This window comes from Arthrobacter sp. Ha26, assembly GCF_059091705.1.
In genome coordinates this window covers 114,861-138,402 of sequence record NZ_JBNHGX010000009.1, presented here as the reverse complement: position 1 = coordinate 138,402, position 23,542 = coordinate 114,861, and the positions used below count along the sequence as shown (strand labels likewise).

Annotated in this window: 18 protein-coding genes and 1 pseudogene; 11 read left to right on the top strand and 8 right to left on the bottom strand. The window is 66.2% G+C overall.

The features are described 5' to 3' along the window. The first annotated feature begins 536 nt into the window (after nucleotides 1-536). The 4 genes from AC5RVY_RS18490 (at nucleotide 537) to AC5RVY_RS18475 (ending at nucleotide 6,200) form a co-directional block, all read left to right on the top strand. Complete coding sequence (locus AC5RVY_RS18490) at nucleotides 537-824, top strand: HU family DNA-binding protein (RefSeq protein WP_009358243.1); 288 nt, start codon at nucleotides 537-539, stop codon at nucleotides 822-824. Nucleotides 825-941: 117 nt separating this feature from the next. After that, nucleotides 942-3,143, top strand: coding sequence for a bifunctional copper resistance protein CopD/cytochrome c oxidase assembly protein (locus tag AC5RVY_RS18485; RefSeq protein ID WP_493956146.1), 2,202 nt, complete (start codon nucleotides 942-944; stop codon nucleotides 3,141-3,143). After that, complete coding sequence (locus AC5RVY_RS18480) at nucleotides 3,143-5,164, top strand: NHL domain-containing thioredoxin family protein (protein ID WP_493956145.1); 2,022 nt, start codon at nucleotides 3,143-3,145, stop codon at nucleotides 5,162-5,164. Before AC5RVY_RS18485 ends, AC5RVY_RS18480 begins: the two co-directional genes overlap by 1 nt. A gap of 172 nt (nucleotides 5,165-5,336) precedes the next feature. After that, nucleotides 5,337-6,200 carry a type IV toxin-antitoxin system AbiEi family antitoxin domain-containing protein gene (locus AC5RVY_RS18475; protein WP_493956144.1) on the top strand — a complete coding sequence of 288 codons (864 nt, stop codon included), beginning with the start codon at nucleotides 5,337-5,339 and terminating at the stop codon, nucleotides 6,198-6,200. A gap of 64 nt (nucleotides 6,201-6,264) precedes the next feature. Here AC5RVY_RS18475 and AC5RVY_RS18470 read toward each other — a convergent pair whose 3' ends face one another. The 4 genes from AC5RVY_RS18470 to AC5RVY_RS18455 form a co-directional block, all read right to left on the bottom strand. Next, complete coding sequence (locus AC5RVY_RS18470) at nucleotides 6,265-7,257, bottom strand: hypothetical protein (protein WP_493956154.1); 993 nt, start codon at nucleotides 7,255-7,257, stop codon at nucleotides 6,265-6,267. Between the two features lie 69 nt (nucleotides 7,258-7,326). After that, nucleotides 7,327-9,087 carry a helicase HerA-like domain-containing protein gene (locus AC5RVY_RS18465; RefSeq protein ID WP_493956143.1) on the bottom strand — a complete coding sequence of 587 codons (1,761 nt, stop codon included), beginning with the start codon at nucleotides 9,085-9,087 and terminating at the stop codon, nucleotides 7,327-7,329. 45 nt (nucleotides 9,088-9,132) lie between these two features. Beyond that, nucleotides 9,133-9,603 carry a GNAT family N-acetyltransferase gene (locus AC5RVY_RS18460; RefSeq protein WP_493956153.1) on the bottom strand — a complete coding sequence of 157 codons (471 nt, stop codon included), beginning with the start codon at nucleotides 9,601-9,603 and terminating at the stop codon, nucleotides 9,133-9,135. Between the two features lie 114 nt (nucleotides 9,604-9,717). Then, nucleotides 9,718-11,694: an FAD/NAD(P)-binding protein gene (locus AC5RVY_RS18455; RefSeq protein ID WP_493956142.1), complete on the bottom strand. Its 1,977-nt coding sequence runs from the start codon at nucleotides 11,692-11,694 to the stop codon at nucleotides 9,718-9,720. A gap of 262 nt (nucleotides 11,695-11,956) precedes the next feature. Here AC5RVY_RS18455 and AC5RVY_RS18450 point away from each other — a divergent pair, with 262 nt between their 5' ends. From AC5RVY_RS18450 to AC5RVY_RS18420, 7 genes are read left to right on the top strand one after another with little or no spacing between them, the layout of a single operon-like run. Next, nucleotides 11,957-13,105 carry an amino acid ABC transporter permease gene (locus AC5RVY_RS18450; protein WP_493956141.1) on the top strand — a complete coding sequence of 383 codons (1,149 nt, stop codon included), beginning with the start codon at nucleotides 11,957-11,959 and terminating at the stop codon, nucleotides 13,103-13,105. After that, nucleotides 13,102-13,986, top strand: a complete 885-nt coding sequence (locus AC5RVY_RS18445) for an amino acid ABC transporter ATP-binding protein (protein ID WP_493956140.1) — start codon at nucleotides 13,102-13,104, stop codon at nucleotides 13,984-13,986. The genes AC5RVY_RS18450 and AC5RVY_RS18445 overlap by 4 nt, the downstream gene beginning before the upstream one ends. A gap of 10 nt (nucleotides 13,987-13,996) precedes the next feature. Beyond that, on the top strand, nucleotides 13,997-15,052 hold the full coding sequence (locus AC5RVY_RS18440) for an ABC transporter substrate-binding protein (protein ID WP_493956139.1): 1,056 nt from the start codon (nucleotides 13,997-13,999) through the stop codon (nucleotides 15,050-15,052). Continuing rightward, complete coding sequence (locus AC5RVY_RS18435; protein ID WP_493956138.1) at nucleotides 15,049-15,885, top strand: DUF1684 domain-containing protein; 837 nt, start codon at nucleotides 15,049-15,051, stop codon at nucleotides 15,883-15,885. Before AC5RVY_RS18440 ends, AC5RVY_RS18435 begins: the two co-directional genes overlap by 4 nt. Continuing rightward, entirely contained in the window at nucleotides 15,882-16,949 is a 1,068-nt protein-coding gene (locus tag AC5RVY_RS18430; protein WP_493956137.1) for an LLM class flavin-dependent oxidoreductase, read from the top strand. Before AC5RVY_RS18435 ends, AC5RVY_RS18430 begins: the two co-directional genes overlap by 4 nt. Nucleotides 16,950-16,960: 11 nt before the next feature. Next, nucleotides 16,961-18,337 (top strand): NtaA/DmoA family FMN-dependent monooxygenase, encoded by a 1,377-nt coding sequence (locus AC5RVY_RS18425; protein WP_493956136.1) that lies wholly within the window; start codon nucleotides 16,961-16,963, stop codon nucleotides 18,335-18,337. After that, nucleotides 18,334-18,495 carry a hypothetical protein gene (locus tag AC5RVY_RS18420; RefSeq protein ID WP_493956135.1) on the top strand — a complete coding sequence of 54 codons (162 nt, stop codon included), beginning with the start codon at nucleotides 18,334-18,336 and terminating at the stop codon, nucleotides 18,493-18,495. The genes AC5RVY_RS18425 and AC5RVY_RS18420 overlap by 4 nt, the downstream gene beginning before the upstream one ends. A gap of 104 nt (nucleotides 18,496-18,599) precedes the next feature. Here AC5RVY_RS18420 and AC5RVY_RS18415 read toward each other — a convergent pair whose 3' ends face one another. The 4 genes and pseudogenes from AC5RVY_RS18415 to AC5RVY_RS18400 all read right to left on the bottom strand — a co-directional run bounded on the left by AC5RVY_RS18415 (nucleotide 18,600) and on the right by AC5RVY_RS18400 (nucleotide 22,708). Continuing rightward, the gene (locus AC5RVY_RS18415; RefSeq protein WP_493956134.1) at nucleotides 18,600-19,745 is read right to left on the bottom strand and encodes a Gfo/Idh/MocA family protein; all 1,146 of its coding nucleotides are present in this window, start codon (nucleotides 19,743-19,745) and stop codon (nucleotides 18,600-18,602) included. After that, nucleotides 19,730-20,428 carry a ThuA domain-containing protein gene (locus AC5RVY_RS18410; RefSeq protein WP_493956133.1) on the bottom strand — a complete coding sequence of 233 codons (699 nt, stop codon included), beginning with the start codon at nucleotides 20,426-20,428 and terminating at the stop codon, nucleotides 19,730-19,732. Before AC5RVY_RS18410 ends, AC5RVY_RS18415 begins: the two co-directional genes overlap by 16 nt. A 53-nt stretch (nucleotides 20,429-20,481) precedes the next feature. After that, nucleotides 20,482-21,487, bottom strand: a pseudogene (locus tag AC5RVY_RS18405) (sugar phosphate isomerase/epimerase family protein). A gap of 27 nt (nucleotides 21,488-21,514) precedes the next feature. Beyond that, nucleotides 21,515-22,708, bottom strand: a complete 1,194-nt coding sequence (locus AC5RVY_RS18400; RefSeq protein ID WP_493956132.1) for a Gfo/Idh/MocA family protein — start codon at nucleotides 22,706-22,708, stop codon at nucleotides 21,515-21,517. Between the last annotated feature and the right edge of the window lie 834 nt (nucleotides 22,709-23,542).

The window sequence follows — 23,542 nt, the reverse complement described above, 5'->3', positions numbered from 1 at the left end:
TGCACCCGGGAGGGTGTGGGAGAGTAGGTCACCGCCGGACAACCATTAGGTCGAGGCCCCAACCAGCACAGGTTGGGGCCTCCCACATTTAACAACCCAAACCCCGGTGCCCAAAAACCCACCACCCACCACCCCCAGCGAAACGGGAACCCTTCCGCGCACGCCAGCGGCAGCACGGCCGTCGGGCCCCAACCAGACTCGTGATCACCGCACGGCTGCTGGACCCGTGGCCGAGAAGCTGCAGGAGCTGATGGAGGGTCGGTCCAGAAGCTGCGGGAAGTGATGGGGCGTCCAGGGAAAAGCTGTAGGTGCTGATGGGGCGTCCATGCCAAGGTGGCCGCGGAAGATGCGGCGGGACTCCGTTTGGTGCCAAGCAGGGGTGGAAAACCTCAAAATTCCGGTGATTAACCTCAAAAAGTGCCGGAAACACGCGGAATTTGCGGACCAGGACGGCCCAAGCTGGTAAGTTTTCGAACAGTGGCTTGTGCGCATGCCGCGTTCAGGCTCCAGAATCATGACCGTCCAGGAGGACATAAATGGCTAAGAACCGTAGTGAACTTGTTGCAGAGGTAGCGGGCAAGGCCGGCACCAGCCAGGCAGCCGTCAACTCCGTCCTCGACGCACTGTTCGAGGTTTTCGAGACTTCTGTCGCCGCGGGCGAGAAGATCACCATCCCGGGTTGGCTCGCCGTCGAGCGCACCGACCGTGCAGCACGTACCGGCCGTAACCCCCAGACGGGCGAGACCATCCAGATCGCCGCTGGCCACAGCGTCAAGCTGACCGCCGGCTCCAAGCTGAAGGCTGCTGTCTCCAACAAGAAGTAGAGCTTCTTCCTCCCGGTATCAAACCGGTGCGGACCAGGGGCGGCAACCACGCGGTTGCCGTCCCTTTTGCGTTTAAGCCGATTCGCGGCCCGGGCATGGGTGACGGACAATGGATAGGTGCCTTCTGCCGCAAAACCCCAATCCACAACAGCCCCCCGTACTTCCGGCAAGGGAGCGCCGGGGCAGGGCAGCGCCACCCTGGGCGTGTCAAAGACATGGCAGCTGGCAGGCCTGGGGGCGCTCTTCCTGGGCCTCGTGGCGGCACTCCTTTTCTCCGGTGCGGCTGCCGCGCGTGAAGTCTCCGATCCGGGAGCACTTGTCCGCTGGGGTCTGCCCGTCAGCAAGGCGATCCACAACGTCGCAGTGGCCACGGTCATTGGTGGCCTTATCTTCGCGGTAGGCATCCTCCCGAAGAGCCTCACCAGGCGCAGCCGTGGCCAGCACGACGGCACGGGGGACGCCGAACATCCGGCGTTCACCAGGGCCCTTGCCATAGCAGCAGCAGCCGGCGCGGTGTGGACGCTGTCCGCGATCGCCGTCCTGGTGCTTACGTACGGTGACGTGGCCGGCCAGGCAATTTCCGGCGACGCCCAGTTCACCCAGGCCCTGGTCTACTTCATGACGGACATTGAGACGGGCCGGGCCTGGCTCGCCGTCACCATCATTGCCGCCGTGGTGACAACGGCCCTGTTCGGCGTCCGGTCCCTGGGCGGGCTGGCGCTGACCCTGATTCTGGCCCTCATCGGCCTCGTGCCTACGGCCCTGATCGGACACTCCTCAAGCTCGTCCGACCATGAGGGCGCCATCAACTCCCTTGGACTGCACCTCGTAGGTGTCAGCACCTGGGTGGGCGGCATCATCATGCTGGCGCTCCTGTCCGGGATCCTGACGGGCCCCGCAGCAGGCACCAAAGCAGTCACCACAGCAGGCGCCAGGTCCTCCGCCGAAGCCGGCTCCGCAACCGACATCACGGAAACAACGCTCCGCCGGTTCTCCTCACTGGCCGGGTTCGCCTTCGTGCTGGTCTTCGCGTCCGGCATCATCAATGCCAGCATTCGGATCACCAGCTGGGGGGATCTTGCAGGTTCCCCGTACGGGCAGCTGATCCTGGCCAAGTCCGCCGCCACCCTGGTGCTGGGCGGGATCGGCTTTATGCACCGCCAGTGGGTGATCCCGCAGCTGGGAGCCAAGGGTTCCATCCTGTCCTCACGACGGGTCCTGTGGCAGCTGGTCCTGGTAGAACTCCTGGTGATGGGTGCAACATCCGGTATTGCGGTTGCCTTGGGCAGGTCGGCGCCACCCCAGCCCACGACGTTCGCCCCGGACGCTTCACCGGCCTTCATCCTCAGCGGCTATGAACTGCCCCCGGAGCTGACGCCCGAACGCTGGCTCACCGAGTGGCGCCTGGACTGGCTGTGGATCGCGGTGGCGCTGTTCGGGCTGGTGTCCTATTTCCTCGGCGTCGCCAGGATTTACCGCCGCGGCGACAAGTGGCAGTGGTTCCGGTCGGTGAACTGGGTGATCGGCCTGCTGGTGCTCACCTACATCACGTCGGGCCCGCCTTCGGTCTATGGGCGTGTGCTGTTTTCCGCGCACATGGTGGACCACATGGCGCTGACCATGGTGGCGCCCATCTTCCTGGTCCTCGGAGCGCCGGTGACCCTCGCCCTTAAGGCGCTGCCTCCCCGCGGCGACGGCTCCCGTGGCCCGCGTGAGTGGGTGCTGGTTTTTGTACACTCCAAGTTCTCCCAGGTGGTCACGCACCCGCTCTTCGCCGCCGCCAACTTTGCCGGCTCGATCGTACTGTTCTACTACTCGGACCTGTTCGGGTTCGCCATGCGGGAGCACGTGGGGCACGAACTGATGATCCTGCACTTCCTGCTCACGGGATACATCTTCATCCTGAGCATGATCGGCACGGACCCGCTGCCGCGCCGGGCACCGTACCCCATGCGGCTCCTGCTGCTGCTGGCCACCATGGGCTTCCACGCCTTCTTCGGCGTGGCCATCATGGGCGGGACCAACCTCCTGGCCGCCGACTACTTCGGCAACCTGGGCCGTGCGTGGGGACAATCCGCGCTGCTGGACCAGCAGACCGGCGGCGCGGTGGCCTGGGGCATCGGTGAGGTGCCCACACTCCTGGTGGCCATCGGCGTGGCCGTCATGTGGTCGCGCTCGGACCAGCGCGAGACCAAACGCGTGGACCGCGCGGCGGACAGGAATAACGACGCCGATCTCACCGCTTACAACGATATGTTTGCCAAATTGGCTGAACGCGACGCCAGGCTGGCCGAACGAAACAAGCTGGAAGGACGCTGATGAGCGAAACCGTACGCACCCACCTCCGGGTCCGAGCCTCCGAACTGGTGGGCCGTAACTGGTTGAACACCGGCGGCAAATCACTGGACCTTGAAGCCCTCCGCGGCAAGATTGTGCTGCTGGACTTCTGGACCTTCTGCTGCATCAACTGCCTGCACGTCCTGGACGAACTCCGGCCCCTCGAGGAACAGTACTCGGACGTCCTGGTGACGGTCGGCGTCCACTCGCCCAAGTTCGAGCACGAGGCGGACCCGGTAGCGTTGGCCGCCGCCGTGGAGCGCTACGAGATCCACCACCCGGTCCTGGATGACCCGGAGCTGGACACCTGGAAGGCCTACACCGCCCGTGCCTGGCCCACCCTGGTGGTCATCGACCCCGAGGGCTACATCGTGGCCCACCTGTCCGGCGAAGGGCACGCGGACGGGCTCGCTGTACTGATCCCCGAGCTCATCGCCGAGCACGAAGCCAAGGGCACCTTGCACCGCGGTTCCGGACCGTACGTGGCGCCTGAGCCCACCTCCGGCACCTTGCGCTTCCCGGGCAAGGCGCTGTTCCTTCCCGCCGGACGCGGTTCGGCACCAGAGGGAACGGACGACGCCGGCAGTGCGGCAGATGCCGCAGCCTCCAACGGTGCAGGGAAGGGTTCCTGGCTGGTCACCGATACCGGCCACCACCGCCTGGTGGAACTGGGCACCGACTTCCAGACCGTGCTGGGAACCTTTGGTTCCGGGACCAAGGGCTATGTTGACGGTCCAGCCGCCGGTGACGACGCCGCGGCCCGGTTCAACGAGCCGCAGGGCCTGGTCCTCTTGCCGGAAGATGTGGCAGCCAAGGCGGGTTACGACGTCGTGATTGCCGACTCTGTAAACCACCGCCTCCGCGGCCTTTCGCTGACGGACGGCAAGGCTTCCACGGTGGCCGGCAACGGCGTGCAGCGCCTCCTGGAAACCGGGCCGGCGCGGGTTGATGAGGACGCTGCAGGATTCACCGGGCGACTGAGCGAACACCCGCTGGAAGTCTCCCTGAGCTCGCCGTGGGACCTCGTCTGGTCCCGGAAGCTCAACGCCGTGGTCATTGCCATGGCCGGCACCCACCAGATCTTCAGCTTTGACCCCCTGACCGGAGCCGTTGCCATTGTTGCCGGCAACGGCCTGGAAGGCCTGCTGGACGGTCCCGCCCACGAGGCCTGGTTTGCGCAGCCGTCCGGCCTGGCAGAGGACGCCGACGGCAACATCTGGGTGGCCGATTCTGAGACGTCGGCCATCCGGAAGCTGGTGATTGACGATGCCGGGGCTGTCACCGTGGAGTCGGCCGTGGGCAAGGGCCTGTTCGACTTCGGCTTCCGGGATGGGGCCGCCGCCGAAGCACGGCTCCAGCACCCCTTGGGCGTGACAGTCCTGCCGGATGGTTCTGTGGCGATCGCGGACACCTACAACGGTGCCGTCCGCCGGTACGACCCCTCCAGCGGCGCGGTCTCAACTCTGGCCCGCGGACTGCTTGAGCCCTCGGACGTGATTGTGGACCACACTCAGTCGGCCGGTTCCGAGCCGCTGCTGGTGGTGGTTGAGGCCAACCAGCACCAGCTCGTGTACGTGCCCATCCCCAAGGAAGCCCAGCAGGTGGATGAGGGCGCATCGCAAACCCACCGGCCCAAGAGCCCTGTAGCCGCGGGCCCCCTGGAACTCACGGTCCGGTTCACCGCCCCCACCGGGCAGAAACTGGATGACCGCTGGGGTGACCCCACCCAGCTGAAGATTTCATCCACGCCGCCCGAGCTGCTGGTGTCCGGCGGCGGAACGTCGGTGGGGCTGCTCCGGACCCTTGAGCTGTCCGCCGACGTGCCTGAGGGCATCCTGCACATCACCGCCCGTGCTGCGGCGTGTGACGGCCCGGAGACAGAGGACGGCGAGATCCCGGACCACGCTGCCTGCCACCTGTACCAGCAGGACTGGGGCATCCCGGTGCTGCTCCAGGCCGACGGCGATACAGAGCTGGTGCTGGACCTGCGCGGCATGGACTGACCCCGCCGCTTTTCCTTTAGCCAAAGTGGCCCGGTTTTCCACCCCTATAGGCGGGAACCGGGCCACTTTTGTGTCGCGGGGTCGGCAAAAGTGGGCCAGTCCGGGTGCCGGCTTCTCCACATAGCCCTTCTCAGGAGTGCCGTAAGCGCGTGAAGGCGGACACGCTAGGGGAATGGACCCAACGGACATCCTCAAATCAGCCGGGGGAGTGCTGCTGAGGCGGGATGTGCTGGCCGCAGGTGCCACGGATACTGACCTTCGCCGAGCAGTCCGGAGCGGCCAAGTGGTTCGACTGGAGCGGGGACTTCTGGCGGTGTCCGATGCTGATGCGGACCTGGTGGCTGCGGGATGCGCCCGTGGTCTCCTCACGTGCGTGTCCGCCGCCCCGAAGTACGGACTCTGGCAGCTGCGCCAAGCTGCGCAGCCCCATTATTGGCAAAGCAACGGCCGCAGCACAGCCAAATGTGTAAGCCACCGTCTTGCCCTGACGCAACCACCCCGCCACGGGTCTCTTGCAGCCCTTCCCGATGTGTTGCTCCATGCCTTGCTGTGCCTGCCGGAACTGGAGTCTTTGGTGATGGTGGAGTGTGCATACAACCGGGGAGACATCGATCTGCCATTTCTGTTCCGCCACCTCCCTGGCAACCGTTGCGGCAGGGCGCGGAACGTGGTGTCCAAGGTGGAGCGCGGCGCCGATTCCCTTCTGGAATCGCTGGCCAGAGTGCTCTTCAGGGATGCCGGCATCCTGACCGAGACTCAGGTGTGGATCGACGGCATCGGGCGCGTGGATTTTCTTTTGGAGGGATTCCTCATTGTGGAGATCGATGGGCTCGCCTTCCACCTCGAGGCACGGCAGTTTAAGAAGGACCGCCGCAGGGACAACTCCGCCATTCTGCAGGGCCTTCCGGTGCTCAGGTTCTTCTATGATGACGTCGTGCACGCGCCCGAAACAGTCCTGGCGCAGGTCCGGGAGGTCCTTGCCCGGGGCTCCTTACGCTGGCCGCATCCGAACCGGCCCAGTTATCAACGCTATTAGGACCCAAGCAGCGGATAAACCGGTAATCAAGCTGCCAAAACCGGGCCAGTCTGGCGCAACAGGCCTAGAAGCTCAGGATGGGGGTGACTTTGATGGTGTCCCCGGTGACGTCCAGTCGGGTGGTGAAGCTGAAGTCCACCTCTTCATCCAGCGGATACCAGGCGCCGGTGAACAGGTTCTGCTGGAGGGCCTCCACCTTGGCTTTGCCGTCCAGCGGCGCCACCACCCAGCGGCCGTCGAAGGGTTCGATGGACACGTTGGGGTACTCCGTCACGGACCACTTGATGCTGCCGTCCTGGACCCGGTTGTTGCTGGCGTAATAGAACGGGCAATCGGGCTGGAGCTTCTGCTCCTTGGCCGCCTGGGCGGCGCAGCCGTCCAGAAATTCCTTGACCTTGGCTGCAACGTCCTTCTTCAAGTTGTCCGTGGCCTGGGTCAGCAGGTTGAGCGGGGCCACCGGGGCGTCGCGGGCAGTCACGGTGGCGCGGGTGGCAGGAGCAGAGAAGTATTCACCATTGACGCTGGCCTCGTACTGGCCCGGGTAAAACACAGCGAAGGAGTTCCGGCCGTTGGGCATGTTGACGTCCACGCCGTTCACGGTCGCCTCCCGGGAATTGACCACTGACACGTCCACGGTAGGCAGCCGGGACGGGACAAACGCCCACGTATTGAAGAAGATCCACTCGGTACCGGTCTTTTGCAGCTGGAACTCGGTGCGGAGGCGGCTGCCGTCAATGGTGTATTCCATCGGCACCATAACCTGGCCGCCCGGGCGTTCCTCGGCCTCGCCGATGTTGACATTTGCCAGCCGGGAGGCGGCGGTCTGCAGCGCAGTGCCGTCCAGCATGGCGGCGTTGCTGGGCGGCACCGTAGCCTTCAGGAGCCCCAGCGCCCTGCCGCCGTCGCCGCTCTTCAGCGCCTCCAGATATTCACGCACCGGCTGCTGCGGACTGGCAACGGTATTGTTCACCAGGTTCACCGCAACGATGGCAGCGGCCACGGCAAGCATGAGGCCCAGCAGCCATCCGGCCGCTATCCTCACCAACGCTTGACTCATCTGCACCAGCAATACGTTACCTGCCAAGCGCCCGACGACGGCAGTTGAGTCAGCTGCCGGCGGTACCTGTCAGCGGCGCCGGCGCCGGGACGAGGTGCCGAAAACGCCCCGCAGCAGCTCGCGTCCCAGCTGGGTTCCGATGGACCGGGCCATGCTCCTCAACCCGCCTCCGAGTGCGCCGCCCAGAACACCGCCAAGATCGTCCATCATCCCGTCACCGGCATCCTGGCGCGAAGACTGGGGCCGCGAAGACCTCGCCCTGGAGCCCTGCGCTGCCTCATCCCGGCGGGGCTCACTTGTCCTGGCGGACGGCGTCGACGCTGGCCTGCTGCTGGGCCGGCCAAGGATCTCCTCTTCGATGCGCCGAGCCTCGGCATCAACATCCCAGGCGCCGCCGGAATCGGAAACACCGCCGTCGGAAGCACCCGCGCCCGGAACAGTGGGCTGGCCGGAGGCAGCGGGTCCGGTGGGAGCGGCGGCCTTGCCGGTGAGCTTCTCATAGGCCGACGGGTTATCCACGGCCGTGCCGTACTTGCCCAGCAAAGCGGACCCGGCCACCGTGCTGCGCACCAGATCCTCCCCGCTGGGCCCCATCAGGGATTCGGGGGCGCGCAGCCGGGTGAGGGCTACGGGGGTGGGAGCGCCCTTCTCGTTCATGACCGTGATGACGGCCTCACCGATGCCTGCCGAGGTGAGGGTCTCTTCGAGGTCGTAGTCGCTGACCGGGAACGTGGACACTGTCGCTTTGAGGGCCTTGGCGTCCTCCGGGGTGAACGCGCGGAGGGCATGCTGCACCCGGTTGGCCAGCTGCCCGAGGACATCGGCCGGCACGTCCTTGGGGGTCTGGGTGACGAAGAAGATTCCAACACCCTTGGACCGGATGAGCCGGACCGTGGTGGTGATCGCCGCCAGGAACGCCTTTGACGCACCGTTGAAGAGGAGGTGGGCTTCGTCGAGGAAGAACACCAGCTTGGGCTTGTCGAGGTCGCCGGCCTCGGGCAGGTCCTCGAACAGGTCGGCGAGCAGCCACATCAGGAAGGTGGAGAACAGCATGGGTTTGGTCTGCAGGGTGGGCAGTTCCAGGCAGGTGATGACGCCACGGCCGTCAGGAGCGGTGCGCAGCAGCTCGGCTGTATCGAACTCCGGTTCACCAAAAAACTTCTCGAGACCCTGGGCTTCAAGGTTCACCAGTTCCCGCAGGATGACGCCCGCGGTGGCCTTGGACAGGCCGCCGAGCTCCTCCAGCTGGTCCTTGCCCTCGTCCGAGGTCAGGAACTGGATCACGGCCCGCAGGTCTTTGAGGTCGATTAGTTCCAGGCCGTTTTTGTCCGCAAAGTAAAACACCAGCTGAAGGCTTGATTCCTGGGTGTCGTTCAGCTCCATGATGCGCGAGAGCAGGATGGGCCCGAAGGAGGACACCGTTGCCCGGACGGGGACCCCGTTGCCGTCCCCGCCCAGGGCCAGGAATTCCACTGGGTAGATTCTGCCCTGCCAGTCCTGCCCGATGCTTTCAGTGCGGGCCTTGAGTTTTTCGCTGCCGACGGCGGCCGTGGCGAGCCCGGACAGGTCACCCTTGATGTCCGCGAGGAAGACGGGGACGCCGGCGCTGGACAGCTGTTCCGCCATCATGTGCAAGGTGACGGTTTTGCCGGTGCCGGTTGCGCCGGCCACCAGGCCATGCCGGTTCATCATGGACAGCGGCAGGCGGACCTGCGCCTCCTTGTGGAGTTCGCCGTCCACGATGGCGGCGCCCAGTTCGATGGCGGCCCCTTCCAGCGTGTACCCCTTCTGGATGGTGGCTAGCTTCTCTGCTGTGGTTTTGTTGGCCATTCGGCCAGCTTAGCCGCGGCCCTCATGTTGCGGGCGGGGGCACACTCATTTCTCCGGGGGTACGGAAAGTTCCTTGGTGAAGGCGAGGAACTTGATCGTCTCCGGGTCGGCGTCCAGATCGAACTGCGGCTGGTAGCCCGTGCTGAGGTAAAGGTGCTTGGCTTCCGGCTGCCGCGGACCGGTGGTGAGGTAGAGCCCGCTGTAGCCCCGACGGGCTGCCAGGCTTTCCAGCTCGGCCAGCACAAGCCTGGCCAGGCCACGGCGGCGGTGGGCGGAATGGGTCCAGATCCGCTTCAGCTCGGCGGTGGCGGCGTCGTAGCGGCGGAAGGCTCCGCCGGCGATGGATTCGCCGTTCTCCTGGATCATCAGCAGTGCTCCGCCGGGTCCCGCAAACTCTTCGGCGGGATAACGGTTGAGTTCCTCTGCCGCCGCCTTCCGGCCGAACAGGTCCCCGTAGCGGGTGTCGTACTCGACGGCGAGTTCGTCCAGCAGCGGCCGGACCCGGGGATCGTGCATGGGAAGGGTGAGGACTTCCAACGCGGCCGGATCCAGCGGCCGGCGCACGATGCCGGGCGGCCGGCCCACAGAATCAAAAGGCTGGCGCATGAGGTCTGGTTCTGCTGTCACGGTTCAATTCTTTCCGACGGCGGCTGGTTCTGTGGGCAGTGCGGCTTCTGTTGGTAGTGCGGCAGGCGAGGGACCAGCCAAGCCGCGGGCAGCGGTGAGGATGCTCCGGGCCAGGGCGTCGTTCTCGCGGAAGGGAGCGGCGTTGGTGCCCGGACGGGCGAACGCACCCGCACCCCAGCCGGAGGTGCCCGGCCCGACGCCGAACAGTCCGGGCTGTGGCACCCCTTCGGCGTTCATGAGCTGGTGCCCGGCCGTGACCAGGAGCTTGCCCGTGGAGTGGATCCCGTCGGCGGTCAGCAATTGCTGCTCAGCTCCCAGGCCTGTCGTGTGCAGGGACTCAAGCAGCGGGTTGGCGGACTGCGCCACCGAGGGCGAGGGGAGTCGGGCTTCGATCAGGGCCTTGGCTGCCACCGACGTCCCGGACCGTGGCGAGCTGCCGTGGAACAGGCCCGTGGACTCATCCGCGGCCACCTCGAGGTCCGGGCCGAGGAACTGCAGCAGCCCGGCACGGTGCAGGGCCAGCATCTGGCGGAGGCGGTGCGGCGGCGGGCCCGAGTCCACGAAGCTGAAGAACCCGTGCCACCACCCGTGGACCGTCTGCTGCGACCGGGCGTTGAGGCGCTCCAGCGGGACCACGCGGCCCACCTCCATGTAGACGTGCAGCAGGGCAAGGAAAAGGGCGAGCGTCTCGGGGTGGTCGCCGCTGTCCCGGAGGGCAAGATCGTGCTCGATGTAGCCAACCACCGCATCCTGCAGCTCCTGGTGGCCGGCAAAGCGGCGGCCACCGAAGGGGCGGTCCAGCCGCTCCAGGTCAAGGTGCAGGGCGGCGTCGGGAACGGCGGCGGCCACCAGTTCTTCCCGGGCCGGGCTGTACCAGTCCAGGCCGGTGTACCGGTGGGCGAAGTCGTTCCAGGCCATTGTGGCCCGGGCGGGGCTGCCGGTCAGCAGCTCGCAGTAGTAGCCGTATCCGGTTTCCTTCGCGATCAAAGGCCACAGGTCCCGGCGGAAATCCAGTTCCCCGTGCCTCGCCAGCAGTGCTTCTACGGCAGTGGCGGTAAAGAACCGCAGCGGCCCCGGCGCCTCACCCCGTAGCGTTGCTGAAATCTTCGAGTGGTACGGCACTCCCCGGCGCGAACCCGCCCACAGCCTGGGTTCCCTTCCCGACGCAACGTACCGGAGGCCGCCGTCGGGCGTTTCGACGAACCGGCCGCCGCGTCCCTCCATCAGGAGGACCAGGAGGTCAACGAAGGCCAGGCCCATGCCGGCAACAATGACGTCCTGGCCCGGGGCAATGGGTGAGTAGTCGACGTCGGTGGTGTAGTTGGGCGCCGCGTGGTAGCCGCGGTGCCGGGCGGCGAAGCCTGCCCAGGCGGCAGAGGCGGCGTCCGGACGGGAGTCCGTATGTCCCAGGGCAGTGACCACGACGTCGGCCCGCAGGGTCCGGCCGTTGGCCAGCTCCACGAGGTAGGAGGCAGGACCCCCGGCAGCTGCGGGCTCAGGGACCTGACGGACGGCTACCGCCGTGGTCCGGTGGACAGTGACGTTGCCCAGTGACCGGGCTGCCCGCCGAAAGAACCACTCCAGGTATTGGCTCTGGAGCTGGCGGGTGGGGAAGGTGGCGCCGGTGAGCGACCGCAGCTGTTCGCGCAGGGTTCTCGGAAAATCCGGGACGTCCGTGATGGACCCGTCCACCACGCCGGCAGCCCATTCGGCCAGGCCCGGGCCCTGGCGGGTGGGGCCCTCGCAGGCCACCGAAGTATCCGTGAACATGGTGATGTCCGCCGCCGTGGAATTCAGCAGCAGGCCGGGGTGCTGGTCATAGCGCCAGATGCGGCCGGAGCCGGGAACGTGCGGCTCGACGACGTGGATCTCCAGCGGCCCGCTGAAGAGCCCGGAACGGTTGGCCGCAATCCGCTCAAGCAACCCGGCCGTGCGGGGCCCGCCGCCGACGAACACGACGGCTGGGATTTTCGCGGGCATGGGTTCTCCTGATGGCGGTGTCAACGGGCGGCTGGAGTGCCCATGCTAGGCAGCGGTTCCGACGGCGGTCGAGCGCCTGGTCATGGCCGTTAACTCCGCGTCACATCCCGTCAACAGAGGCAAAAAACCGACTCATGACGCTGTGCGAACTCCGGTGAACTTATGCAACCTGCCGCCTTGCTGGCCCTTGCGCCCGGTCCTAGATTTGCAGCCAGCAACCGGGCCAAAGAGTCCCGGCCCAATGAGAGAAGCGAGGTGGCGCATGAGTTCAGCAGCAACTACGGCGGCGCAGTCAACAACGTCAGCACAATCAGCTGCCGGCGCGGCACCGGACGCCGGCGCTGCGGGGCCCGTCCCCCTCGCGGCCGATGCTGCGGGCACCGATGCGGGCACCGTTGGTCAAAGGGCGGTTGCGCCAAAGACTGTTCCTGCCCGGACGTCTGCTTCCGGACCGGGCAGCGTCCCGCCGACAGACGGTGGCGCACGGGTGGCCACGGATTACTCCGCCTACCGGGTGGTGGCCGCGAAGCATCCCTGGCGCTGGGTGGGCACAGCAGTTGTGGCTGTGGGCGTGCTGGCCGTAGCCTGGTCCCTTGCCACCAACCCCCGCTGGGAATGGGGTGTTGTGGCGCAGTGGTTCACAGCGCAGTCCGTTGTCAACGGTTTGCTGGAGACCCTGAAGCTGACCGCTATTTCAGGGATTCTTGGCTTCGTGCTCGGTTTCATCCTGGCGCTGATGCGGCTCTCTGCGTCGCCGCTGCTGGTCTCGGTGTCCTGGACCTTCTCCTGGATTTTCCGGTCCACGCCGCTGCTCGTCCAGATGCTGCTCTGGTACAACCTGGGCTACCTCTACGAAAAAATATCCCTGGGCATCCCGTTCACTGACGTCCGGTTCTTCGAGGTGCAGACCACCACCCTGATCAGCCAGTTTGCGGCGGCAGTGCTGGGCCTGACCCTGAACCAGGCAGCCTACTCCGCCGAAATCATCCGCGGCGGCATCCTCTCGGTGGACCAGGGCCAGCTCGAAGCCGCGGCCGCCCTGGGCATCCCGGCCTGGCGCAGGTCCACACGGATCGTCCTGCCGCAGGCCATGCGGGCCATCCTGCCCACGGCGTTCAACGAGATCATCGGGCTGGTGAAGGGCACGTCCATTGTGTACGTCCTGGCCTACTCCGAACTGTTCTACACCGTGCAGGTCATCTACAACCGCACCCAACAGGTCCTGCCGCTGCTGCTGGTGGCAACCCTCTGGTACGTGGTGATCACGTCCGTGCTCAGCGTTTTCCAGTACTACATCGAACGCCACTACTCCAAGGGGGCCGTGCGCAACCTGCCGTTGACGCCCCTGCAGAAGGCCCGCGCATTCTTCGCCACGCACGCCGTGGCCGCGAACGCAAGGAACGCCCGATGAGCACCGCCACCCCTGCCGCCGAAGCACGCCCAAGCACTGCCGGAACACGGGCTCGCGCCACCCCGCCTGCCACATCGTCTCCCTCAACCCGCGGCCTGGTGGAAATCACCAAGGTCCATAAGTCCTTCGGTGCCACCGAGGTCCTCAAAGGCGTCAGCCTCACTGTCGAACCGGGCGGGGTGGCCGTGATCGTGGGCCCCTCAGGATCCGGCAAGTCCACCCTGCTGCGCACCATCAACCACCTGGAAAAGGTTGACGGCGGCTACATCTCCATCGACGGCACGCTGGTGGGCTACGAAGTCCGCGGCCACCGGCTGCACGAGCTGCGCGAAAAGGACATCCTCAAGCAGCGCACCGAAATCGGCATGGTGTTCCAGAACTTCAACCTGTTCCCGCACCTCACCGCACTGGAAAACGTGGCCGAAGCCCCCGTCGTCGCACAGCGTCCCGGAAAAGCGAGGCGTTCCAAAGAGGAAGCACGGCGCCGCGGCCTGGAACTCCTGGACCGCGTGGGCTTGAAGGACCGGGCGGACGCCTACCCGCGCCAGCTCTCCGGCGGCCAGCAGCAGCGGGTGGCCATCGCCCGGGCCCTGGCACTGGACCCCAAGATCCTGCTGTTCGACGAACCCACCTCGGCCCTTGACCCGGAGCTGGTCAACGAAGTGCTGGACGTCATCCGCGAACTCGCGAAATCCGGCACCACGCTGATCATCGTCACCCACGAGATGGGCTTCGCCCGCGACGTGGCGGACACCGTGGTGTTTATGGACCAGGGCCAGATCGTGGAACAGGGCACCCCGCAACAGATTTTCAGCAACCCGCAGGAACCGCGCACCCGGAGCTTTTTCTCCAAAGTGCTCGAGCCGGCCTTCAACATCTAAAGGATTTCCCATGGCACATCCCACCGGCCCTTCCCGCCACCCGAGGCGCCTGCGCTCCCGCACCGCGCTGCCCGCCGTCGTACTTCTTGGCACTGCCGCGCTCGCAGGCTGCGCAGATCCCGGGGCCAATGCCGCCGGTTCCGCCACGGGAGGGGCGCAGACGACGGCGGCACGCAACGGCGTCGTCTACAACACCTCGCCGGACCAGCAGCGCATCCACGCAGGGAAGGATGCGGCGCTCGCCGCCAAGGTTCCTGAGCTGATCGGCAAGGACGGCAAGCTGACGGTGGCCACCACGGCCGGTTCCATCCCGCTGTCCTTTCACGCCACCGATGACAAGACGCCTATCGGGTCCGAGCTGGATATCGCCCAGCTCGTCGCGGACAAGCTGGGGCTGGAGCTGGACGTCCAGGTCACGTCCTGGGAGAACTGGCCGCTGAAGACACAGTCCGGCGACTTCGAGGCTGTGTTCTCCAATGTGGGCGTCAACAAGGACCGGGTGAAACTGTTCGACTTTGCCAGCTACCGGGCAGCGTTCATGGGCTTCGAAGCCAAGAAGTCGGCCAGCTACGACATCAAGGGCGCGGATGACATCTCCGGGCTGAAAGTATCCGTAGGGTCCGGAACCAACCAGGAAAAGATCCTGCTGGCGTGGAACAAGGAGCTCGAAGCCAAGGGCAAGCCGCCAGCCACCCTGCAGTACTACTCCTCCGATGCGGACACCATCCTGGCGTTGTCCTCCGGGCGCACCGACCTGAACATCGCGCCTTATCCGTCCACCGTGTACCGGGAGAACACCCGCGACGACCTGAAGGTGGTGGGCAAGGTCAATGCCGGCTGGCCGTCCGAAACCCTGGTGGCCGCCACTACCCTGCGCGGCAATGGCCTGGCGCCGGTGATCACCGAAGCACTGAACTCGGCCATCAAGGACGGCTCGTACGCCAAGGTGCTGGAGCGCTGGGGCCTGTCCGAGGAAGCCTTGCCGGTATCCAAGACCATCACCGAGGAAAGTTTCGCCGCCGCGCAGGCCACGGCCACGCCGACGCAGTCAGGAAAGGCATCATGAACGCAACGCACACTGAAACCGCACTCGAAGCCTTCGAAGCCGACTGGCAGGAATGGCACGCTGCCCATGAACGCCACCGTGCGCACCCGCACGGCTTCCTGGCGGTGACCCACCTGCACTGGCTGGGCAGCGAAGCCACCCGGCTGGAAGGTGCCCCCGGCACCTGGAGTGTGGAGGCCGACGTCGTGCGCGTAGTGCTCGAGCCGGGCGAAAGCCTGCAGCGGGACGGCAAGGAGCTGAACTCGGAAGCCGGCACTGCTGCCACGCTCGGCCCCATCGAGGAGCGCGGGGGCATCAACCTCGTCTCCGGCGGGACCGTCATCGAGGTGGCTAAGCGCGGCGGTGAGTACATTGTGCGGCCGCGCAATCCGGAGAACGGGCTGCTGCGCGGCTACCAAGGGACGCCGGCCTATTCGCCGGATGCCGCCTACGCCGTCAGGGGAACCTATGTGCCGTTCGAGGCGCCACGCCCTACTACGGTGGGTGCCGCCGTCGAAGGCATCCAGCACGTCTATGAAGCACCAGGTGAGATCCGCTTCAAGCTGGCCGGCCAGGAATTGGCGTTAACGGCGTTCAACGGCCACACCTCCGGGTCGCTGTCCGTACTGTTCACGGACCGGACGTCCGGCAAGACCACCTATTCCGCCAACCGCTCGCTATCCGTGGTGCCCGCTGCGGACGGGTCCGTGGAGCTCGACTTCAACCGGGCGGTCAACCTGCCCTGCGCCTACACGGACCTCGCCACCTGCCCGCTGCCGCCGGCCGAAAACCGGCTGCCGGTGGCCATTGAAGCCGGCGAGAAAATCCCCTACGAACGTCAGGACCAGCAGTGAGCACTCCTTTCACAGGCCGGGCAGGTTTCCTGGCCGTCGAACTCGACGGAGCAGGGTGGGACGGTGGCGACTTCGCGAGCCTCGGCGAAGCCGTCCTTGCCGCTGAATCCGCCGGGTTCCACGCAGCCACCTTCACCGATGCACCCGGTCCGGGCCGCACGAACGCCTTGCAGCGTGCGGCTTATGCCGGGCCGGTCACCCGCACGATTGCCCTGGTTCCCGAGGTGGACACCGTCTACACCGAGCCGTTCCACGTCTCCACCCAACTGGCCACGCTTGACTATGTCTCCTGCGGCCGGGCCGGGTGGATCGCCACCGCAGTGGAATCACCTGAAGCGGCTGCCGCCGTCGGACGTTCTGCCGTGAGTGGCAGGGGACTGGGGCAGGAAGCAGCGGCGTCCATCGAGGTGTCGCGCCGGCTGTGGGATTCCTGGGAGGACGACGCCGTGATCCGGGACGTGGCCACTGGCCGGTACATCGATGCGGACAAGCTGCACTACGTTGACTTTGCAACTCCGGGCGACTTCGCCGGGCCTGCCTACTCGGTGAAGGGCCCGTCCATCATCCCGAGGACGCCGCAGGGGCAGCTGCCGGTGCTGGCCGCTGCGTCCCTGGTGGGCCCGGGGCAGGTTCCGGCGGATGCCGTTGATGCTGTGCTCGTTTCTGCTCCGACACCTGAGCTGCTCGCCGCCGACGTGAGGGATGTGCGGGAACGGCTGGGGGTGGCGGTCATCGCCGAGCTCGACGTCGTCCTTGACTCCCGCGGGCAGGCGGCAGCCGGGCGTCCGGCGGACTTCCAAGGTGACCGCGCACGGTATGCCGGTTCTTCCGCCGGGCTCACGGACTTGCTGGAGTCTTTGCTGGCCGAGGCCGACGGCGTGCGTCTCCACCCGGCGTCGCTCGCCCCGGAGCTGGATGAACTTTCCCGGCTGGTGCTGCCGGAGCTGCGGCGCAGGGGTGCACTCCGGGCGCCGGTGCAGGACGGCACCTTCCGCGACCTGCTGGGCCTGACCCGCCCGGCGAGCCGCTACGCAGACTCAGCGGCCGCTGCCGCCGGAAAATAAGGGGATTCGCAATGACACAGCACAGCCGTGCTAAATCCGACGTTTTTGTGCCGTCGGGCAAGATCCAGTTCGGCGTTTTCTTCCAGGGCGTCAACTCCGGCACTATCTGGAAGGCGGCCGAATCCGGGTCCCAGACCGACTTCGAATCCTTCCGCCGCATCGCGCAGACGGCGGAGCGCGGGCTGTTCGCGGCGTTCTTCCTGGGCGAGGGGCTCCGCCTGCGCGAACACCTGGGCCGTCCGCATGCGCTGGACGTGGTGGGCCGGCCGGACGCGCAGACCATGCTGGCCGCGCTCGCCTCGGTGACTAAAAACATCGGACTGGTGGCCACCCAGAACACCACATACAACGATCCCGCAGACCTGGCACACCGGCTCGCCTCCCTTGATTTGATCTCAGGTGGCCGTGCGGCGTGGAACATCGTGACCACGGACAATGCCTGGACCGGCGCGAACTTCCGGCGCGGAGGGTACCTGGACCATGCTGACCGCTATAAGCATGCAGAAGCGTTTGTGGAGACGGCGAAGCGGATCTGGGATTCCTGGGAGACTCCTGCTGGACCGGCCAGGCCTGTGCTACATGAAGGGCAGCACTACACGGTGGACGTTACCCCGCGCCTGCCGCGCAGTGCGCAGTACCGGCCCGTGCTGTTCCAGGCCGGTGATTCCCCGGAGGGCCGTGATTTTGCCGCCCGCCAGGCGGACGTCATCTTCTCCGCCCATCCCAAATTCGGCGATGCTGTGGAGTTCCGGAAGGACCTGGTGGCGCGATCGGTAGCGGCCGGTCGCGAGGCGAATGCTCTGCAGATCATGCCGGCCAGCGAGTTCATCCTGGCGCCGACTGCCTTGGAGGCCCTGGAGAAGAAGGAGTGGGTGCGGGGCCTGCAGATCGGTCCGCAGCAGGCGGTGGCTTATCTGGAGCAGTTCTGGGGCCGTGAGCTGTCTGAGTACGACCCGGACGGGCCGCTTCCGGAGATCGATCCGGTGGTGGAGGAGACGTCGGAGACGCGGGGCAGCGGCTTCCACGGTGCCAAGGCCCGGCAGCTGGCCGACCAGTGGCGGGCCGAGGCCAAGGACAAGGGCTTGTCCATCCGCCAGTTCGTCACCTCCCGGACCGCCCGCGTGGACGCCACCTTTACCGGTTCCTACACGGCGGTGGCGGACCAGTTGGCGGAGTACGCCCGGGTGGGCGCGGTGGACGGCTTCAACATCTCGCCGTGGCTGATTCCTACGGGCCTGGACGACATCGTGAACCACCTGGTGCCCGAACTGCAGGAGCGCGGCGTGTACCCGACGGAGTACCGCGGCAGTACCCTCCGCGAAAACCTTGGCTTGGAAGCGCCGGTGCGTACCGCTGAGGAGGCTGCAGGGGCGGTCCGGGCATCATGAGCGGGGACCGTCTTGATGCGTGGCTTCGGCGGTGGTTGCTGGCTGCACAGCGCCGCCTTGTTGGCTTGGACGACGGCGGCACTGGCGCGAGTGCCGCCGTCGGCCCTTCCTCGGGGACCGTCCGGCTGCAGCTGACGGTGTTTGAGCAGCGGCTCTAGGGTGCCCGGCTTGGGCCCCGGGTTAGGTTCATCGGTTCATCTGCGACTGTCAGTTTGAGATCTAGGACCGCCACGACGAGGTGTCCGGTATATGTGCAAAGAACTCATTCCTGACGCGGCCCGGACCAACACCTGACGTCAGGTTGGGGTGTACTTAGGTCGTCAGTCAGTACGGTCAGCTCCACGCACTCCGGCCGCTCCGCGGTGCTGCGGATGGCCACTGCCGTGCCACTTTGGGCTGATTCGAGGACTGATTCCATGACGTCCAGGGCGTGGTAGGCCATCGCTCCGCCGGCACGGGGCTCGGTGCCCTCCGGCGTGGAGGCGAGGTCGGCGATGCCGAAGCCGCGCCCGGAGTCGACGTAGCCGGCTGACGCCGGAAGGGTTTCCCAGTCCTCGGCTCCGAGGGTAAACAGCTGGACGTCGCCGGCAAAGTGGTTCGGGTCCGGCACAACCAGTGATCCGCGTTCCCCGTGGATCTCGATGTTCGGTGACTTGGATTTCACGGCGTCGAAGCTCATGAAAAGGGTGGAGAGCGCGCCGGAGGCGTGCACCAGGACACCGGTGACATGTGAATCGATGTCAACGGGGACCTTCCCGCCCTGGCGTGGTCCGGAACCGATAGTGCGTTCATCGCGGGTGTGGCTGGTGGCCCCGACGACTGAGACGACGGGGCCCAGCAGGGTGACCAGGGCGGTCACGTAGTACGGGCCCATGTCCAGGAGTGGGCCGCCGCCCGGCTGGTAGTAGAAGTCCGGGTTCGGGTGCCACCGCTCATGGCCCGGGGTCACCATCGTGGCGGAGGCGGAGATCGGCGCGCCGATCAGTCCGTCATCGATCGCCTTGCGCGCGGTCTGGATGCCGGTCCCCAGTACAGTGTCCGGCGCACAGCCGACGGCGACGCCCGCCCCGCGTGCCGCGTCCAGAACCTGGCGTGCCTCGGCAGTGGTGGCGGCGAGGGGCTTCTCGCCGTAGACGCTCTTGCCGGCTGCGATGGCCTTCAGCGCCACCTCGGCGTGCGCGGCGGGGATGGTCAGGTTCAGGACAAGTTCGATGTCGTCCGCGGCGAGGAGTTCCTCGACGGAGATGGCGCGGACGCCTTCGTAGTCATCCGCCACGGCCTGGGCGCGTGCGGGGTCCAGGTCCGCCACAGCCACCAGGTCAATCTGCCCGAGTTTGCGGAAGTTCGCCAGGTACTGCGCGATGATGGCTCCGCAGCCAATGATTCCGACTTTCAACGGCTTGCCCACAGCAGGCCCCTTTCGATGATGGTGCGGACGTTGGTGTCTTGGAGGATTTCGACCCGGTGGCCGGGGGTTGCGACGAAGATGCGGCCTTTGCCCCACTGGCGGGTCCAGATGGCCGGTGAGGTGACTTCGCGGTTCCAGGGGTCCCACTCCCGGACCTTCTGGGTGGTGGTGGCCAGGACGTCGATGTAGTCGTCGGAGAGCACCCAGTACTGCTCGGTGACCAGGTCGAAGTCCTTAATGCCCTTGGTGATGGGGTGCTCGGCGGCGGCGGGGAGCATGGTGACCGTGTAGGGCACATAGTTGTCCGACTGCTCGCCGGCGCACTCGTCCGGATGCTTGCCGGGATGGCAGGCAAACTGGCCGCCGACCAGGTGCAGGTAGTCCGAGTTGTTGCGGTAGGAATCGGCGATGCCGCCGTGCCAGCCGGCCAGGCCGGTGCCGTTTTCGACGGCGGCGCGCAGCCCGGCGAACTCGTCCTTTTCGATGGTGGTCATGGTCATGCACTGCATGATCAGGTCCACGCCAGCCATGTATTCGGCGTCGGCGTAGACCTTGGGGGATTCCTCGACGCGGACGTCGTAGCCGTTGTCCTTGAGGTAGGGGATGAAGAGCTCGGTGGCCTCGTAGGGCTGGTGGCCGTCCCAGCCGCCGCGGACCGCCAGGGCATTCTTGTGTTCTGTCATGTCGGGGTTTCCTTTTGTTTGGCTGCCGGCCTGTGAGGACCGGAAAGTGTGGGTCAGCGGCTGGAGAAGGCGGCGTCGAAAGCGGCTGCAGGCGGGGCGATCCGGGCAAGTTCCTTGACCATGGCCAGCGCCTGCGGCGCGCCGACCAGCCTGTCCATGCCGGCGTCCTCCCACTCGATGCTGGTGGGGCCGTCGTAGCCAATGGCGTTTAGGGTCCGGAAGATTCGGTTCCACTGCACGTCCCCGTGCCCCGCGGTGACGAAGTCCCAGCCGCGCCGGGGATCCGCCCAGGCCAGGTGGGAGCCCAGCCGCCCGTTGCGGCCGTCGAGCTGGCGGACGGATTCCTTCACGTGGACGTGGAGGATATGTTCTGCGAGGTCCTGCAGGAACATCACCGGGTCCAGGTCCTGCCAGATGAAGTGGGACGGGTCGAAGTTCAGTCCGAAGCTCTTGCGGTGCCCGATGGCTTCCAGGGTCCGCTTGGCGGTCCAGTAGTCGTAGGCGATTTCGGACGGGTGCACCTCCAGGGCGAAACGGACCCCCACCTCGTCGAAGACATCCAGAATGGGGTTCCAGCGGTCCGCGAAGTCCTGGTAGCCGGCGTCGATCATTGCCTCGGAGGCAGGCGGGAACATGGCCACCGCCTTCCAGATGGAGGATCCGGTGGACCCTGTCACTGTCTTGACGCCCAGGCGCCCGGCGGCCCGTGCTGTGTCCTTCATGGACTCCGCGGGCCCGGCTGCGCACACCTTCGGGGTCGCCGTCGCCCCAGATCTCCGCGGACAGGATGCCCTGGTGGCGTTCATCGATGGGGTCATCGCACACGGCCTGCCCGGTGAGGTGGTTGGCGATGGTGAAGACGTTCAGGTGGTTCTTCTCCAGGATGTCCAGCCGGCCCTGGAGGTAGTTGTCGTCCTCCGCCGCCCGGCGCGGGTCCAGGTGGTCGCCCCAGCAGGCGATCTCGAGCCCGTCGAAGCCCCACTCGCCGGCGAGCCGGGCCACCTCCTCGAACGGCAGGTCGGCCCACTGTCCGGTGAAAAGCGTGATTGGTCGTGTCATGGCGTTCCTTCTCCTGTGTTCACGTTCCTAGACCTTCTGCCACTGGCTGGAGTTGGCGGCGCTGGCCTCCACGGCGGCCAGGACCCGCTGGACCTGCAGGGCGTCCGCGAAGGACGGTTCCGGCTGACGGCCCTCTCCGATTGCGGTGACCAGGTCCACCACCTGGTGGGTGAAGCCGTGCTCGTAGCCCAGGCCGTGGCCGGTGGGCCACCAGTTGCCGACGTACGGGTGCTCCGGTTCGGTGACGAAGATCCGCCGGAAGCCGGCGTCCGGGGACTCCGCTGCGTCATAGAAGGACAGGACGTTCATGTCCTCAAAATCGAAGGCGAGGGAGCCTTTGGTGCCGTTCAGTTCCAGGCGCATGGCGTTCTTCCGGCCCACCGCGTACCGCGTGGCTTCAAAGACGCCGACCGCACCAGTGGAAGCAGCGCCGCCGTCGAACTTTGCGCTGAAGATGGCGGCGTCATCCACGGTGACCTTTCCGCGGGGTGCGTCGCCGCTGAGGTCGCCGTGGCCGCCCAGGCCCACAAGGGCGCCGGCCAGCGGGCGCTCCGGAACGAACGTTTCGAGCAGCGCCGAGACGCCGGTGATGCTCTGGCCGGCCACCCACTGGGCGGCGTCGATGCTGTGCGCGCCGATGTCGCCGAGGGACCCGGACCCGGACTTGCTCTTGTCCAGCCGCCAGGTCATGGGGGCGTTGGCGTCGGAGAGCCAGTCCTGTAGGTACTGCGCCCGGACGTGGCGGATCTCGCCCAGCCTGCCCTGCTCCACGAACCGTTTGGCCAGCGCCAGCGCCGGGGTGCGGCGGTAGCTGAAGCCGCACATGGACATGACTCCCTGCTTGGCGGCGGTCTCCGCAGCGAGGGTCATCCGCTCGGCCTCCTCCACGGAGTTCGCCAGCGGCTTCTCGCACAGCACGTGCTTGCCGGCCTCCAGTGCGGCGATCGCGATCTCGGCGTGGGTGTTACCGGGGGTGCAGATATCGATCAGGTCGATATCGTCACGCTCGATCAGGCGGCGCCAGTCCGTCTCAACCGATTCCCAGCCAAGCTTGTCCGCGGCTGCCTTGGCGGCGTCAGCGTTCCGGCCGGCGACCGCGGTGAGCTGGGGCTGCAGCGGCAGGTCAAAGAACCGTGGAGCCGTACGCCAGGCGTGGGAGTGGGCGGCACCCATAAAGGCGTAGCCCACCATGCCGACCCGCAGGGGCTTTGCGGTGGTCATGTTAGTTGTCCTTTCGTGAAGCTCCTGGTGTTACTTGCTGAAGCCGAATGTAGGGCCGATTAGAGGGCTCGGGGTGAATCCCATCGTGAAGTGCGCAAGTCGGTTTGACCACGGGCCCGGGAGCCCGAGGTGCCACCTCAGAACCGGGATATTCCCAGCCCGGGGGAGTCGTGGATGTCGCGGCTTTTACACCATGCTTGTTGGACGGTTGTACCGCTCCAGTTTGTAAAGAGGGTCACGCTGTACGCCGCTGCCATGACTTCGTCGATGTTGTGCAGGACCTGGTCTCATTGGAGATTTTCATAGACCCTTTGCCTGCCTTGAAGGCTCGGTTCAAATATCGAGGGTAGGCGGGTGACGATTCCGAGTGCGCCGAGACCGACCACCATTCCTTCGTAGTATGGGTCACCGCGTTCGGTGGAGAGAATGCTGCCATCCGTGGTGACCATTTCCAAGGCTCCGACGGTGGCAAGGTTGCCGTTGCCGTCGCCGGATGAGTTGCGGTGGCCACTGCCCCGGCAACTGATATACGGAGCCAGGACGCAGGATTGTGCAAGGCAAAACCGTTGTGGTGCAGTTCCGTGGCGAGGGTTCCGTACCGCGTTCCTTCGCCCACGGAAACGTTCATGCCGTTGGGTCGATGCTGATGCCGGGATCAATCCCTCCAGCGTGGCCACGCCCCTTCCGGGTCAGGCAAAGCATTGAAGGAATGCCGGGATCCAAGCGCGGATCCTCGGCGTCCGGGCAACCAGTTCCTGAAGTTCATCCAGGCTCCGCGGGTAAGCCGATGCGGGTGCACCGTATGAGTAGTTTCCGGCCCAATTTTCGTTCAAT